This is a genomic window from Kutzneria viridogrisea DSM 43870, from assembly GCF_000525635.1.
GTDB lineage: Bacteria > Actinomycetota > Actinomycetes > Mycobacteriales > Pseudonocardiaceae > Kutzneria > Kutzneria viridogrisea.
The window spans coordinates 530199-544446 of record NZ_CP007155.1; the positions used below are offsets into that span (position 1 = coordinate 530199).

Here is a 14248-nt window from a genome sequence, read left to right on the forward strand (position 1 = left end):
CGACCGTGAGGGGCGAGGAACCAGATGGACGCCGCAAAGGCCCTGGTACCGGCAGGCGAGCCGGACGACGGCCTGACCACTCGTGAGCGCGCGATCCTGGCGTTCGAGCGTCAGTGGTGGAAGTACGCAGGTGCCAAGGAGCAGGCCATCAAGGAACTGTTCGACATGTCGTCCACCCGTTACTACCAGCTGCTCAACGGGCTGATCGAGAAGCACGAGGCGATGCGGGCCGATCCCATGCTGGTCAAGAGGCTGCGCCGGCTGCGCGCGGGCAGACAGCGCGTCCGCGCGGCCCGCCGACTGGGCATCGAACCGCGATGAGCTCCATGGAACCGGGAAGCCCGGCACGTCCCGCGCGCATCGCGGGTTTCGCATTGCTCGGTGTGGCCGCCATCGCACTGGTCATGGGCGTGGTCTCACTCATCGTGAGCAACAACTCCAGCAGCGACGCCGCGGGCACCACCACCACCACCACCACACCGCCCGCCGCGACCAGCAGCGCCGCGCCCGCGCCGACGAGCCAGAGCAGCTCCGCGCCGCCCGCGACGACGACCAGCGCGCCGCCGCCCACCACGACCACCACCCAGGCGCCGCCCCCGCCGCCGGACAACGGCGGTGGCCAGCAGACCCCCTCGGTGCCGGTGCGGGTCTACAACAACAGCACCATCAAGAACCTGGCCGCCAAGGCCGCCGAGGAGCTCAAGCAGAACGGCTGGAACGTCACCGCCTCGGGCAACTACTCGCAGGGCATCATCCCGAGGACCACGGTCTACTACCGGCCGGGCACCGACGAGGAGAACGCGGCCAAGGTCCTGGCCCAGCGCTTCCAGCTGCACGTGGAGCCGCGCTTCGACGGCATCCAGGCCGCCGACCCCGGGGTCATCGTCATCCTCACCAACGACTACCAGGGCCCACCCGGCAAGAGCTGAGCCCGCCAGGCCCGCGACCACCCGGTCGCGGGCCTTCGTGTTTCACCGCCTGGAATCGGCGTACGCCTCCAGCGCGGCCAGCTGGGCCGGGTCCAGCGAGGGCCGCACCGCCGCGCGGGCCTGCGCCAGGTGCTGGCCGGTGACCTCGGCGGCCTCCAGCGACTCGCGCATCGCGGTCAGCGCCGCCTCCCTGACCAGCGCGGCGCAGTCCGCGGCCGAATAGCCCTCCAGCTCGGCGGCCAGCGCGGCCAGGTCCACGTCCTGGGCCAACGGGGTCTTGCGCGAGGCCGAACGCAGGATCTCCGCGCGCGCCTCGGTGTCCGGCGGCGGCACGTACACGACCCGCTCCAGCCGACCGGGCCGCAGCAGCGCAGGGTCCACCAGTTCGGGCCGGTTCGTCGCACCGACCACCACCACGTCCCGCAGCGGCTCCACACCGTCCAGCTCGGTCAGCAGCGCCGCCACCACCCGGTCGGCGACGCCCGAGTCCGAGGACTGCCCTCGGCGAGGGGCCAGCGCGTCCACCTCGTCCAGGAACACCAGGGTCGGCGAGGCCTCCGCGGCACGGCGGAACAGCTCGCGCACCGCGCGCTCGGACTCGCCGACGAACTTGTCCATCAGCTCGGCGCCCTTGACCGACAACACGTTCAGCCGGCCACTGCCCGCCAGCGCCCGCACCAGGAAGGTCTTGCCGCAGCCGGGCGGGCCGTACAGCAGCACCCCCCTGGGCGGCTGAACTCCCAGTCGTGCGAACGAATCCGGGTACTGCAACGGCCACAGCACGGCCTCGATCAGCGCCTGCTTGACCTCCGCCATGTCCCCGACGTCCTCAAGGGACAGCCCTCCGGTGCGCAGACTGTCCGAAGTGGACATCGAGATCGGGCGCACGGTCTCCAGCGCACCGAGCAGGTCCTGCTGACCCACCCGCAGCACCTGGTCCACGGCGCGGTGGCGCATCGCCGCGCGCACCGCGGCCTCACGGCGCAGCGCGGCCAGATCCGCGGCCACGAAGCCAGGTGTGCGATCGGCGACAGCGCCCAGGTCCACATCGGACTCCAGCGGCACCTCACGCAGCAGCACGCGCAGCAGCTCGACCCGTGCCTTGCCGTCCGGCAGCGGCAAGGAGAGCGAACGGTCGATCAGGTCCGGGGTGCGCAGTCGCGGGTCCACGGCCTCGGGGTGGGCGCTGGTCACGACGAGCGCGAACCCGGGCTGGCGCACGGCGGCGCGCAGCGTGTCCAGCACCACCGTGGCCACCGGTGGCGGGCTGCTCGACGGCAGCAGGGCGTCCACATCGGTCAGCAGGAGTACGAACGGTCGTTCACCTTGTTTGGCGGCGACAGCCTCGGCGATCCGCTTCGCGGCGGCATTCGCCTCCAGCACCGCGACACTCGGCGCGGCCAGCTCCACGACCTCGGCGTCCACGGAGTGCGCGACTGAACGAACGAGCGTGCTTTTACCCACCCCCTCCGGGCCGCTGACCAGCACGCCCAGCTGCGGCACAGCCCCCAACTGCGCCAGCAACTCCGGGCGGCGGAAGGTGAGCGTGAGCCACTCGGACAGCAACTGCGCGCTGTCCTGGTTGCCCACCAGGTCGGCGATCGGCACGGGGGAGGCCGCGGGCAGCGCGGGCCGTTCCAGCACGGGATCGGGCACGATCTCGGCGTCGAGGACCAGCTCGGCGTACTCGACCTCCGGCTCGGGGCTCGCCGCGCCGCGCCAGGTCAGCACCGTGCTCGGGCCCACCGCGACCGGGCTCGCCGGAACCGTCCCGGTCACGGTGAGCAGCTCGTTGGTCCAGGTCATGCCGATGGCCGCGGACAGCCTGCGCCGGGCCTCGGTGACGTCCGAACCGGGCGGCGGGGCCAGGTCCTGCGGCAGCAGGGACACCGCGTCGCCCACGGTGAGCACCTTGCCGGTCAGCGCCAGCCGCAGGGTGTCCGGCGGCACCGAGGCCGCGGCCAACCGCGAGCCGGACACGGTGACCGAACGTGCGTGCACCACCTCGACCGGGGCGATCACCACCTCGGCGCCCTCGACCACCCCGAGGTTGGACAGGGTGACGTCGTCGACCAGGACCACCCCGTGCGCGGCGTCCTGGCTGCCCGCGGCGGCCAGGGCCGCGCTGACCCGGGCCCCGGTCAGCCGCACCGCGTCCCAGGCCCGCAGGCCCAGCGCGTCGAGCACCTCGGGGTGCAGGCGGACGACACCACGCCGGGTGTCCAGTGCGGACGGTGAGAGCCGCGCGGTCAACGTGATCACGCGGCCAGCCTACGGGCCGCCGGGCTAGCGGTCCTGGTTTCGCCGCAGCCCCAGCTGGCGCCAGCCCCTGCGGGGTTCCCCGTCCTCGGACTCGGAGCGGCGGCTGCCGTTGAGCCAGGGCTCACCGTTGCGCCGGGGCAGCCGAACCCCGCGCATCCGGCTGGCCGCGCCGGCCACCCGGCGCTGTAGCGGCGGGCGCAGCCCGAACCGGCGCGCGGCACTGCCCGCGCGGCGGATCGCCCTGCGCTCCCGCGCGGGCACGGTCCACGCCTCCGGGTGCTGGGCCAGCCAGCGGTAGCGGTACACCGCGTACGGGATGTGCGCGAGGTAGACCAGCATCGCCACGGCCAGCGCGATCAGCGGGTACAGCAGCACGGTGGCCGCCAGCAGCACCACACCCACCAGCAGCGGTGCCACCAGCCGGGGCGAGACCTTGATCGTCTTCAGCGAGAGCGTGGGCACCCGGCTGATCATCAGCGCGGCCACGAAGATCGTCCACAGGGAGACAAGCACCTGGGAGGTCCACCAGCCCTCGCCCGCCTCCAGCGAGACCATCAGCGGCAGCAGCGCCAGCAGCGCCCCGGGCGGCGCGGGCACGCCGACGAAGAACTCCTTGGTGAACGGCGGCTTCTCGGTGTCCTCCAGCAGGGTGTTGAACCGGGCCAGCCGCAGCACCATGCAGGCCGCGAAGATCAGCGACACCACCCAGACCACGTTGTTGCTGCCGCGGTTCCACACGAACAGGATCAGCGCGGGGGCCACGCCGAAGGACACGGCGTCGGCCAGCGAGTCCAGCTCGGCGCCCATCTTGCTGGTGGCGTCGAGCAACCGGGCCAGCCGCCCGTCCAGGCTGTCCAGGATCGCGGCGGCGCCGATGGCGTACACCGCCCACTCGTAGTGCCCGGTCAGCGCGAACTGCACGGCGGTCAGGCCGGAGCACATCGCCAGCACGGTGATGGCGTTGGGCAGCAGCCGCACCCCGGGCCCGGTCGGTACCACCGGCTCAGCCCTCGCGGCCGGTCAGCGGCGGCAGTTCGGCGAGCACGGTCTCGCCGCCGATGGTGCGCTGGCCGGGCTCGACCAGCACCCGGCTGCCCATCGGCACGTACAGGTCCACCCGGGAGCCGAAGCGGATCAGCCCGTAGGTCTGGCCCGCCGCGACCTTGTCGCCCTCGGTTGCGGTGCAGACGATCCGGCGCGCGATCAGCCCGGCGATCTGCACCACGACCAGGTCGTGGCCGTCCGGGGTGTGCAGCACCACGGTGTTGCGCTCGTTGTCCTCGCTGGCCTTGTCCAGGTCGGCCGACAGGAACTTGCCCGGCCGGTAGGAGACCTGGCGCACCTCACCCTGCGCGGGCGTGCGCTGCACGTGCACGTCGAAGATGTTCAGGAAGGCGCTGATCCGCAGCATCGGCCGGGCGGGCAGGCCCAGTTCGGCGGGCGGCAGCGCCTGCTCCACGTGCGCGATCGTGCCGTCGGCGGGTGCCACGGCGATGCCCGGACGGGTCGGCGTGACCCGCTTGGGCTCGCGGAAGAACCACGCACACCAGGCCGTGGCCAGGAACCCGAGCGCGCCGAGGCGACGGGACAACAGGCGCAGCACCAGCGCGCCCACCGCGAAGCCGAGCACGATCGGGCGCCCGCCCGGGTGCATCGGCGGCACCGTCTTGCGGGCCAGTTCGACAAAGTTGCCCAGGGAGAAGCCCTCGGGTGCGTTCTCGCTCATCAGCTCGGCTGTCCGTCATCCTCGGTAGGGGAGTGAACCGGCCACACGCTACCGCTCGTGCGCCGGGAGCTGGCGGCGGAGCTAGCGGCGACGGGTCAGTTCCGTGATCAGCCGCAGCACGGCGAGCAGCACGATCGCCCCGATCAGCGCGATGCCGAAACTCTCGAAGCTCCAGGTGAAGGCGGTCTCCCTGCCGGTGACCGCCTGGTACAGGTAGCCGCCGAGGAAGGCCCCGGCGACGCCGACCAGGATGCTGACGATGCAGCCCTGCGGGCGGCGGTCCCGCCCGCCGACAACGAGGTTGGCCGCCCAGCCCACGACGGCGCCCAGCACGATCCATCCGATGAGACCCACGACGCGACTCTACGGGGCCAGCGGCAGCACGGTGACGAGATCGCCCGCGGCCAGCTCGGCCAGCGGCTCCGGCACCTCGATCAGGCAGTCGGCCAGGGCCAGCGCGCCCAGCAGGTGCGAGCCGGGGCCGCCCACCGGGGACACGGTGCCCGCGACCGGGTCGTGCACCCCGCGGCGGAACTGCCGCCTGCCCGCGGGCGAGCGCACCGGCTCGGTCAGCCGTGCACTCAGCCGGGGACGGCCCGGGCTGCGGTGACCCATCGCGGCGCGCAGCGCGGGCCGCACGAACACCTCGAAGGACACCTGCGCGCTCACCGGGTTGCCCGGCAGCGTGACCACCGGCACACCCCGGTACCGCCCGGCGCCCTGCGGCATGCCCGGCTGCATGGCCACCTTGCGGAACTCCACCCCGTTGCCCGCGAGCGCGTCCTTGACCACCTCGTAGGCCCCCGCGCTCACCCCGCCCGAGGTCAGCACGAGGTCCACAGTGGACAGATGCTCGTCCAGTGCCGCGTGGAAGGCGGCCACGTCGTCGGGCACGAACCGCAGCAGCGTGGGCAGCGCGCCCGCCGCGGTCACCGCCGCTGCCAGCATGACCCCGTTGGACTCGTAGATCTGCCCGTGCAGCAACGGGGTTCCCGGCTCGACCAGCTCCGAGCCGGTGGACAGCACCAGCACCCTGGGCCGCCTGCGCACCGGCAGCACGGCGGCGCCGACCGCCGCGGCCAGCCCGAGCTGGGCGGCACCCAGCTCGGCGCCAGCGCGCAGCACCACGCTGCCCGGCCGCACGTCCTCACCGGCGCGGCGGATGTGCGCCCCCTCGGGCACGTCCCCGTGCACCAGCACCCGCTCCGTGCCCCCGTCGGTCAGCTCCACCTGCACCACCGCGTCCGCGCCCGGCGGCACCGGTGCGCCGGTCATGATGCGCAGCGCCGTGCCGTGCGCCAGCTCGGGCAGGTCCACCCGGCCCGCGGGGATGTCCCCGGCCACCGGCAGCTCCACCGGCGCGTCCGCCACGTCGGCCGCCCGCACGGCGTAGCCGTCCATCGCGGAGTTGTCGAACGGCGGCAGGGCGATCGCCGACACCAGGTCCCGCGCCAGGACCAGGCCAAGGCAGTCCGCCAACGGCAGTTCCGCCACCGGGGTCACGCCGACCAGTTCCACGACCGCGGCCAGGTGTTCGTCGACGCCGATCATCCTCGGTGCTGGGTTCGCCACCGCTTCATCCTCCCTTATCGGATCCGCACTTCGCGGGTACCGCCATTCGTGTCAGCCGAATTGGTGCCGCACAACGGGTCGGCGCGTCCGAGCGGGTTAAACGGGCTCTGGCAAGAGCACCCGAGAAGCAGATGGCAGGGGGCCAGCAGGTCGGTAGCGTTTCGGGAGATCCAATCGGCGCTTCCGGCGCCGTGCGCCACATCTTCAAGGAGGACGCCGTGGCTGTCGGCACGGTCAAGTGGTTCAACTCGGAAAAGGGTTACGGATTCATCGCTCAGGACAGTGGTCAGGATGTGTTCGTCCACTACTCGGCGATCCAGATGGACGGATTCAGGGCACTGGCCGAGGGCGACCGGGTTGAGTTCGAGGTCCAGGCGGGCCGGGACGGCCGCAGCCAGGCCGCGGACGTCCGCAAGGTCTGACACCGGACAGTCGGTCACACCACCTGATTCTCGACGGCCGGTCCGCCGCGCGTGCCCGTGGCGGCCCGGCCCGGCCGGTTTCCAGCAACCGGCGGCGGGCCGAATCCGCAGCGCGTTAGGCTTCCCGGCGTGTCGGACGACTTGACCGGTAAGCGCCTCGGCCACTACCGCATCGATGCGGTGCTGGGGCGCGGCGGCATGGCCATCATGTACCGCGCCACCGATGTCAGACTCGGTCGCAAGGTCGCGCTCAAGGTCATCTCCGAACACCTCACCGAGGACCCGGAGTTCCGCGAGCGCTTCGTGGACGAGGCGCGCAACACCGCGGCCATCGACCACTCCAACGTCGTGCCGCTCTACGACTTCGGTGAGCTCGACGGCCTGCTCTACATCGCCATGCGCCTGGTCGACGGCTCCGACCTGGCCAGCCTCATCGCCGACGGCCCGCTGTCCCCCTCCCGCGCGCTGATCATGGTCAGCCAGGCGGGCGAGGCGCTGGACATGCTCGCCGGGCGCGGGCTGGTGCACCTGGACGTCAAACCGGCCAACATGCTGGTCACCAGCCGGGAGTCCGCGGGCGAGCACGTCTACCTCGCCGACTTCGGGCTGACCCGGCGCGGGGCCACCGGCCACCGCACCCGGGGCGGCGACTTCCTGGGCTCGCCCACCTACGCCGCGCCCGAACACCTGCGCGGTGAGCCGGTGGACGGCCGCACCGACCTGTACTCGCTGGCCTGTGTGCTGTTCGCCTGCCTGACCGGGCGGCCCCCGTACAAGGGCGGGGTCTCCGAGGTCATCCAGGGCCACCTGGGCAGCGAGCCGCCCTCGGTGACGGCGCTGGTAGCCCTGCCGCCGGGCATCGACGAGGTCATCCGCAAGGGCATGGCCAAGGACCCCAACCAGCGCTACAGCACCTGCCGCGAGCTGGTGGCCGCGGCGCGCAGCGCGCTGGTGGCCGTGGCCCAGCCGGGCTCGCCCCCGCCGCAGCTGCGCTCCGCCGACTCCGGCGGCGGGCTGCCGGTGGCCTCGCCGGTGCACTCCGGCGCGGTCCAGCCCCCGCCCGCGCCCGCGGGCCCGCCCTCCGGTCCGGTGCGCATGGGCCAGGTCGGCGGGTACCAGCAGCAGGGCGACCAGGGCCGGTACGGCGGCTACCCGGCGGGCGGCGACCAGCCGGTGCGGCTGCGCCCGCCCGCGCCGGTCAGCTCCTCCGCCTTCCGCGAGGACCGCTCCGGCGCGGTGCGCTGGGCGGTGCCGGTGCTGGTGGGCACGGCGGTGCTGGTGGTCGTGGTGGTCCTGATCGTGTGGTTGACCGCGGGTCACTGAGCTGCGTTTCTTGCACTCGGCCCCGGCGAGTGCTAAACCTGCACTAGCACTCACGCAACCTGAGTGCCAACGATGAGGTCGGGACGGTGAGGCCTCCGGGAATCCCCGGGTGCCGTCCGTCGCGGGCACCGAGCCTGGCCGAGCACCGTGTCATCCACCACCGGAGGACCACACCGCAATGGCCAAGATGATCGCGTTCGACGAGGACGCCCGCCGCGGTCTCGAGCGCGGGATGAACACCCTCGCTGACGCCGTCAAGGTGACGCTCGGCCCCAAGGGTCGCAACGTCGTCCTGGAGAAGAAGTGGGGCGCCCCCACCATCACCAACGATGGTGTCTCCATCGCCAAGGAGATCGAGCTCGAGGACCCGTGGGAGAAGATCGGGGCCGAGCTCGTCAAGGAGGTCGCCAAGAAGACCGACGACGTCGCGGGTGACGGCACCACCACCGCCACCGTGCTGGCCCAGGCGCTGGTGCGCGAGGGTCTGCGCAACGTCGCCGCCGGCGCCAACCCGCTCGGCCTCAAGCGCGGCATCGAGCAGGCCGTCGAGGCCGTTGCCGAGCAGCTGCTGAAGACCGCCAAGGAGATCGAGACCAAGGAGCAGATCGCTGCTACCGCGTCCATCTCCGCCGCTGACTCCACCATCGGCGAGCTGATCGCCGAGGCGATGGACAAGGTCGGCAAGGAAGGCGTCATCACCGTCGAGGAGAGCAACACCCTCGGGCTCGAGCTGGAGCTCACCGAGGGCATGCGCTTCGACAAGGGCTACATCTCCGGTTACTTCGTGACCGACGCCGAGCGCCAGGAAGCGGTCCTCGAGGACCCGTACATCCTGCTGTTCGGCTCCAAGATCTCCTCGGTCAAGGACCTGCTGCCGCTGCTGGAGAAGGTCATCCAGGCCGGCAAGCCGCTGCTGATCATCTCCGAGGACGTCGAGGGCGAGGCCCTGGCGACCCTGGTGGTCAACAAGATCCGTGGCACCTTCAAGTCCGTCGCCGTCAAGGCGCCCGGCTTCGGTGACCGCCGCAAGGCCATCCTGCAGGACATCGCCACCCTGACCGGTGGCCAGGTCATCTCCGAGGACGTGGGCCTCAAGCTGGAGAACGCCGACCTGACCCTGCTGGGCAAGGCGCGCAAGGTCGTCGTCACCAAGGACGAGACCACGATCGTGGAGGGCTCCGGCGACGCCGAGGCCATCCAGGGCCGGGTCAAGCAGATCCGCGCCGAGATCGAGAAGAGCGACTCGGACTACGACCGCGAGAAGCTGCAGGAGCGCCTGGCCAAGCTGGCCGGCGGTGTTGCGGTCATCAAGGCCGGTGCCGCCACCGAGGTGGAGCTCAAGGAGCGCAAGCACCGCATCGAGGACGCGGTGCGCAACGCCAAGGCCGCCGTGGAGGAGGGCATCGTCGCCGGTGGTGGCGTCGCCCTGCTGCAGGCCGCCGAGGCCGCCTTCGCGGGCCTGAACCTGGTCGGCGACGAGGCCACTGGTGCCAACATCGTCAAGGTCGCCGTCGAGGCCCCGCTGAAGCAGATCGCCGTGAACGCCGGCCTCGAGGGTGGCGTCGTGGTGGAGCGCGTGAAGGGCCTCAAGCCGGGCGAGGGCCTGGACGCGGCCACCGGTGAGTACAAGGACCTGGTCGCCGCGGGCATCATCGACCCGGCCAAGGTGACCCGTTCGGCGCTGCAGAACGCGGCCTCGATCGCGGCCCTGTTCCTCACCACCGAGGCCGTCGTCGCCGACAAGCCGGAGAAGACCCCGGCCGCTCCGGCCGGCCCCGAGGCCGGCGGCATGGACTTCTGAGTCCAGCCACCAGCTGATTCGCACTGCCCGGGAGGGGCGGCCCGCTGTGGGGGCCGCCCCTCCCGCACATCTACGGCGAGTCCCGCTCTCCAGCGCGCGAGTCCCGCTCTCGGGACGGCGAGTCCCGCTCTGGGGAGCACGAACCCCGCTTTGCAGCGCGTGAATCCCGGCGACCGATGCGGCAGTGCTGCCCTGAGAGCGGGACTCGTGGGCCTGAGGCCGGGACTCGCGCGCCTGTGGGCGGGACTCGCGGGGAGAGCGGGCTCAGTTGCTGGCGCCGAGGCACATGAACGGTCGGCGCAACGGGTCGACGGCCGTCGCGTCGGCCAGGGCCACGGCGGGACGGGCGCCCTCCGACACACGGCGGTGGTAGAACGCCATGCTCTCGGCGGCGGTGTGGTCGCCGACCCGCGTCACGGCGGCGGTCACGGTGCGCACACCTGCGGCGAGCAGGGCACCGGCGAACCCGAGCGCCTCGTCACCCGGCCGGATCCGGCTCAGCGCGAGCTCACACGCGGCGAGCACGACCTGCTCCGGTGGCCGTTGCAGCCGTGCCGTCTCGTGGGCGAACAAGGCCCCGTCCACCAGCTCCAGCCGGGAGAACAGCGCATTGCCGGGCTCGTGCGCCCCGTGCGCGGCGACGTGCGCCATCTGCGCCCCGTCCAACGCCTTGAGCACGGTCTCCACCGTGGCGCGGTCCCCGTCGATGACCTGGGCGCCCGGCCGGTACTGGGTCAGCTGGGCGACCTCACCCACGGCGGCGGGCAGGTCGGGGCCGCCGACGAGCACGCTGCGGCCCACGGGACCGGCCTGCGCCTGCGGGGTGCTGGAGGCGGCCAGCCAGGCCGTGGCCGAGGGCGCGACGACCACGGGCCGCCCGCACAGCGAGGGGAGTGCGCCCCAGGCGACGGGGTACAGGGGGCCGGTGGGCACGACGACCAGCTCGCGGTCGCCGATCACCTCGGCGAGCGGGCGCATCAGCTGGTCGTCGAGAAGCTGCGCGCGGCGCCTCGCGGAGGCCGACACGACCTCGACCAGCGCCCTGGGCAGGTGGTCGGGGGCCAGCGCGTCCAGGTCGGCGTGCAGCTCACGGGCCGCCTGCCGGGCACCGGCCACGCTGCCGAGCCGGACCAGCCTGGGCCGTCCCGCGACGAGCACAACGGCGACCATGGCGTCACCGGAGGCCGCGAACGTCACCAGCGCGCGGTCGTCCAGCCGCTGGGCCACCTCGTCCATCGAGGCGACCGGCCGGGGCGTGCCCCACACCTTGCTCTGCCAGCCGAGCCGGGCGGCCTCCTGTTGCAGCGCGGAGTGCCGGGCCGCCAGGTCGCGGACCTTGCGGCCCTCCACCTTGGCCTGCTGCATGGCCCGGGTGAGGCTGCGCAGCTCCACGACCCGCTCGGCCAGCTCCGGGTCCTCGACGGTGGGCTGCGGCTCGTAGCGGTACACCTGGGCCCGCGTGCGCTCCAGCCAGCTGAACAGCCGCCTCGCGTCGGCGCTGCCCCTGCGCCCGTCGAGCACCAGGCGCACGGCCAGCTCGCCGAGTTCCCTGCCGTGCACGGCGGTGCCGCACACCAGGTCCAGCCCGCCCATCCGGTCCCGGATCTTGCCCAGCTCGGTGAACCCGGACCTGGCCTGGCTCAGCGCGGCCCGCCGGTCGCCGGTGGACTCGGCCAGTTCGGCACGGCACAGCCTGCGCAGCATCCGGTTGTCGATCGAGGTGAACCGGCCCGGTGGGCGCAGCGCGGCCAGCAGCTGCCCGGCGCGGTCCCGGTTGCCGCGGCGGACCTCGACGCGGACCGCGAGCAGCCGCGCCACGGCCGATTCGTCGACCAGGCCCAGCTCGTGCAGCTCGGTGGACAGCGCCAGCGCGCGATCGATCAGGCTCTTGCGCGCCGGGCGCTGACCCGCCAGTACCTCGGCGGTCTCCGCGCGCAGGGCGGTCAGCGTGGCCAGCGCGGCGAGCGCGGGCTTGGCCTGCCGCAGGTAGCGGCGGCGTGCCGCCGCGGCGAACCGGCCCGCCAGCCGCGGGTCGCTCTCCAGCAGGGCGGCGGCGGCCCGGCGGGTCTCCGCCTCGGCGAGGTCACGCATGCTGCCCTGGGCCTGCAGGTCGGGCAGCACCTCGTCGAGCATCCGGGCCGCTTCCTCCCCGAGCCCGGCGAACAGCAGCACCTCGGCCCGGTCGACCTGCAACTTCGACAGGGCGCTCGGCGCGACCTTGCGGAACAGCCGCTCGGCGTCCTCGTAGTAGCGCAACGAGGTGGGGATGTCCCCGGCCTTGTAGTGCAGCTCGCCGAGGTTGTTGGAGGTGATCGCCCGGGTGATCGGGGAGTCGTAGGCGTGCCCGATCCACATGCAGCGGCGCAGGTCGTCGGCCGCGGTGTGCGGGGTGCCCAGGTTGATGTGCACCAGTGCGCGCGCTGTCAGGGCGTTGACCAGGCCCATTTCGGCACCCGCGCCCAGCGCCATGGCCCGCTCGGTGGCCACCACCGCCGAGTCGAGCACCCCGATCGACTCACGCAGCCAGCCTGCCCGTTGCAGGATGGACCCGCGCTGGCGCTGCACGCGGGCCTCGGCGGCCATGCGATCCGCCCCCGCGGGCATCACGGTGATCAGCTCGGCGGCCAGGTCGAGGGACTTCATGCCCTCCTGGACGCTGTGCAGTTCGGAGTCCGAGTACGCCAGCGAGGTGAGCACCTGCACGCGCAGTGCGAGGTGCTCGACGTCGGCGGGGTCGACCTCGAGCTGGTCCAGCAGGCGCAACGCCTTGCGGAAGCCCTTCGCCGAGTTGCCGAAGGACTGGCCAAGCGCCAGCCGGTAGCCGACCGACCACAGCCGCTCGGCCCCGCTGAGCACCGCCGCACGGTCGGGCTCACCCGCGCGCGGGCGCGCGAGGACGGCTGTGGGCGGTGACGGCACCCGTACATACCAGCACACCCCGGCGGAAAGGTGGTGTCCACCGTCGGGGGGAAGATCGCACCGTTACAGCACCAGGGTCGGCGTGACCACCGTGCGCCCGCGACCACCGTGGCCCGAGGCCAGGTGGATCACCAGCTGGGTGGTGCCCTTGGGCACCTGGTCCACCGCGAACCGCCCGCCCTCGTCGGCCGCGGTCGTGGTGGACGTGTGACCGGCCACCCTGACCTCCACGGTGTGCGGCCCGCCCGGCACCAGCCAGCCGTCGAACCGGTAGCCGCCACCTGCCGGGGCGAAGCTGACCATGATGGTCAGGTCTTCCACGGTGAAGGTGACCGTGTTCGGGCCGGCGCCCCGGACGCCGGCCAGCTCCTGGTCGCGCTGCCAGCGGGCCACCTCGACGTCGAGGTCCTCCAGGGCGATCGCGAACTGCACCCGCTCGACCAGGTCGGCGGGCATCGGGTCGACCTTGTCGAACAGCACGTCCAGTTCGGCCAGCAGGAGGAGGTCCTCCTCGGTCGGGTTGTCGTCCTGGCCGTTGGCGGTCGGGTTGTTGTCCTGGCCCGCGTTCATTGAGGCCCCCCTTCCCTGTTCAGCAGGTCACGTAGCTGGTTGAGGCAGCGACCCCTGGTCGGGCCGATGCTGCCCCGAGGCATGTGCAGTGCTTCGGCCACGGCGTCGTACTGTGCCCTGCCCGCGAGCACGGTGAGCTTGAGCAGGTGCTGGCACCGCTCGGTGAGCTGGGCGTAGGCCGCCCACAACCGGCGGTCCCGGTCGTCGCGCAGCGCCTCCTGCTCGGGGCCGTCGTTCTGCGTGGGGATGTCGCTGAGGCCCTCGTTGGGCACCGGCGACTCCCGGTCGTACCCGGTCGTGCGGGCCCGCTGGGCCTCCCGCCGGGTGGTGGTGATCAGCCAACCGGCCAGCGCCCTGGGGTGCTCCAGCCGGTTGAGGTGGCGCAACAGGGCCAGCCACACGGTCTGCACCACGTCCTCGGCGCTGACCCGGTCCAGTCCCTGGCTCCTGGTCACGTGCCACACCAGTGGGGTGAGGTCGGTGACCAGCGTGTCCAGGGCCCTGCGGTTGCCGCCCTGCGCGGCGACGAGGCATGCCGCGTGGCGGTCGTGGCCGCTGAGGCCCTCCCAGGTGTCCACTGCCATTCCGTGCACCTCCGGATCTGAGGTACTTCGGCGCAGTCCGGTCCCCCCGTCGCGGTAGCGCTCCTTCACCTTGCATCCTGCCCTACCCGGCACAGCCCCCCGCGCCCAGTACGGCCAGCTCACGTCGCGCTTGACGACGG

Annotated in this window: 13 protein-coding genes; 5 read left to right on the top strand and 8 right to left on the bottom strand. The window is 72.6% G+C overall.

The window, feature by feature from the left end:
* Window positions 1–24: 24 nt before the first annotated feature.
* Both KALB_RS02585 and KALB_RS02590 read left to right on the top strand, forming a co-directional pair.
* Entirely contained in the window at window positions 25–321 is a 297-nt protein-coding gene (locus KALB_RS02585) for a DUF3263 domain-containing protein (protein ID WP_025354164.1), read from the top strand.
* Window positions 318–929 carry a LytR C-terminal domain-containing protein gene (locus KALB_RS02590; RefSeq protein ID WP_025354165.1) on the top strand — a complete coding sequence of 204 codons (612 nt, stop codon included), beginning with the start codon at window positions 318–320 and terminating at the stop codon, window positions 927–929. The genes KALB_RS02585 and KALB_RS02590 overlap by 4 nt, the downstream gene beginning before the upstream one ends.
* Before the next feature lie 42 nt (window positions 930–971).
* On the opposite strand, the gene KALB_RS02595 is transcribed toward KALB_RS02590, so the two are convergent.
* The 5 genes from KALB_RS02595 to moeA all read right to left on the bottom strand — a co-directional run bounded on the left by KALB_RS02595 (window position 972) and on the right by moeA (window position 6468).
* On the bottom strand, window positions 972–3191 hold the full coding sequence (locus tag KALB_RS02595; RefSeq protein WP_025354166.1) for an AAA family ATPase: 2220 nt from the start codon (window positions 3189–3191) through the stop codon (window positions 972–974).
* A 24-nt stretch (window positions 3192–3215) separates the two neighbouring features.
* The gene (pssA, locus tag KALB_RS02600) at window positions 3216–4133 is read right to left on the bottom strand and encodes a CDP-diacylglycerol--serine O-phosphatidyltransferase (RefSeq protein WP_042221570.1); all 918 of its coding nucleotides are present in this window, start codon (window positions 4131–4133) and stop codon (window positions 3216–3218) included.
* A 61-nt stretch (window positions 4134–4194) separates the two neighbouring features.
* Window positions 4195–4917: a phosphatidylserine decarboxylase gene (locus KALB_RS02605; protein WP_025354168.1), complete on the bottom strand. Its 723-nt coding sequence runs from the start codon at window positions 4915–4917 to the stop codon at window positions 4195–4197.
* Window positions 4918–4998: 81 nt separating this feature from the next.
* Window positions 4999–5271 (bottom strand): GlsB/YeaQ/YmgE family stress response membrane protein, encoded by a 273-nt coding sequence (locus tag KALB_RS02610; RefSeq protein ID WP_025354169.1) that lies wholly within the window; start codon window positions 5269–5271, stop codon window positions 4999–5001.
* A 9-nt stretch (window positions 5272–5280) separates the two neighbouring features.
* Entirely contained in the window at window positions 5281–6468 is a 1188-nt protein-coding gene (moeA, locus tag KALB_RS02615; RefSeq protein WP_025354170.1) for a molybdopterin molybdotransferase MoeA, read from the bottom strand.
* Between the two features lie 239 nt (window positions 6469–6707).
* Between moeA and KALB_RS02620 the strand changes: the two genes are divergently transcribed.
* The 3 genes from KALB_RS02620 (at window position 6708) to groL (ending at window position 10035) form a co-directional block, all read left to right on the top strand.
* Window positions 6708–6911, top strand: coding sequence for a cold-shock protein (locus KALB_RS02620; protein ID WP_025354171.1), 204 nt, complete (start codon window positions 6708–6710; stop codon window positions 6909–6911).
* 129 nt (window positions 6912–7040) lie between these two features.
* A complete protein-coding gene (locus tag KALB_RS02625; protein ID WP_025354172.1) occupies window positions 7041–8234 on the top strand; it encodes a serine/threonine-protein kinase in 1194 nt (397 codons plus the stop codon).
* Between the two features lie 178 nt (window positions 8235–8412).
* Window positions 8413–10035 carry a chaperonin GroEL gene (gene groL, locus KALB_RS02630; protein WP_025354173.1) on the top strand — a complete coding sequence of 541 codons (1623 nt, stop codon included), beginning with the start codon at window positions 8413–8415 and terminating at the stop codon, window positions 10033–10035.
* Between the two features lie 264 nt (window positions 10036–10299).
* Here groL and KALB_RS02635 read toward each other — a convergent pair whose 3' ends face one another.
* The 3 genes from KALB_RS02635 to KALB_RS02645 all read right to left on the bottom strand — a co-directional run bounded on the left by KALB_RS02635 (window position 10300) and on the right by KALB_RS02645 (window position 14108).
* On the bottom strand, window positions 10300–12954 hold the full coding sequence (locus KALB_RS02635; RefSeq protein ID WP_236650157.1) for a CHAT domain-containing protein: 2655 nt from the start codon (window positions 12952–12954) through the stop codon (window positions 10300–10302).
* A gap of 63 nt (window positions 12955–13017) precedes the next feature.
* Window positions 13018–13524, bottom strand: a complete 507-nt coding sequence (locus KALB_RS02640; RefSeq protein ID WP_025354175.1) for a hypothetical protein — start codon at window positions 13522–13524, stop codon at window positions 13018–13020.
* Window positions 13521–14108 carry an RNA polymerase sigma factor gene (locus tag KALB_RS02645; protein WP_025354176.1) on the bottom strand — a complete coding sequence of 196 codons (588 nt, stop codon included), beginning with the start codon at window positions 14106–14108 and terminating at the stop codon, window positions 13521–13523. The genes KALB_RS02640 and KALB_RS02645 overlap by 4 nt, the downstream gene beginning before the upstream one ends.
* Between the last annotated feature and the right edge of the window lie 140 nt (window positions 14109–14248).

Excerpts from the sequence above, each read along its gene's own strand:
- KALB_RS02585 (WP_025354164.1), top strand. The coding sequence starts at position 25 with ATGGACGCCGCAAAGGCCCTGGTACCGGCAGGCGAGCCGGACGACGGC.
- KALB_RS02590 (WP_025354165.1), top strand. The coding sequence starts at position 318 with ATGAGCTCCATGGAACCGGGAAGCCCGGCACGTCCCGCGCGCATCGCG.
- pssA (WP_042221570.1), bottom strand. The coding sequence starts at position 4,133 with ATGTGCTCCGGCCTGACCGCCGTGCAGTTCGCGCTGACCGGGCACTAC.
- KALB_RS02605 (WP_025354168.1), bottom strand. The coding sequence starts at position 4,917 with ATGAGCGAGAACGCACCCGAGGGCTTCTCCCTGGGCAACTTTGTCGAA.
- moeA (WP_025354170.1), bottom strand. The coding sequence starts at position 6,468 with ATGATCGGCGTCGACGAACACCTGGCCGCGGTCGTGGAACTGGTCGGC.
- groL (WP_025354173.1), top strand. The coding sequence starts at position 8,413 with ATGGCCAAGATGATCGCGTTCGACGAGGACGCCCGCCGCGGTCTCGAG.
- KALB_RS02640 (WP_025354175.1), bottom strand. The coding sequence starts at position 13,524 with ATGAACGCGGGCCAGGACAACAACCCGACCGCCAACGGCCAGGACGAC.
- KALB_RS02645 (WP_025354176.1), bottom strand. The coding sequence starts at position 14,108 with ATGGCAGTGGACACCTGGGAGGGCCTCAGCGGCCACGACCGCCACGCG.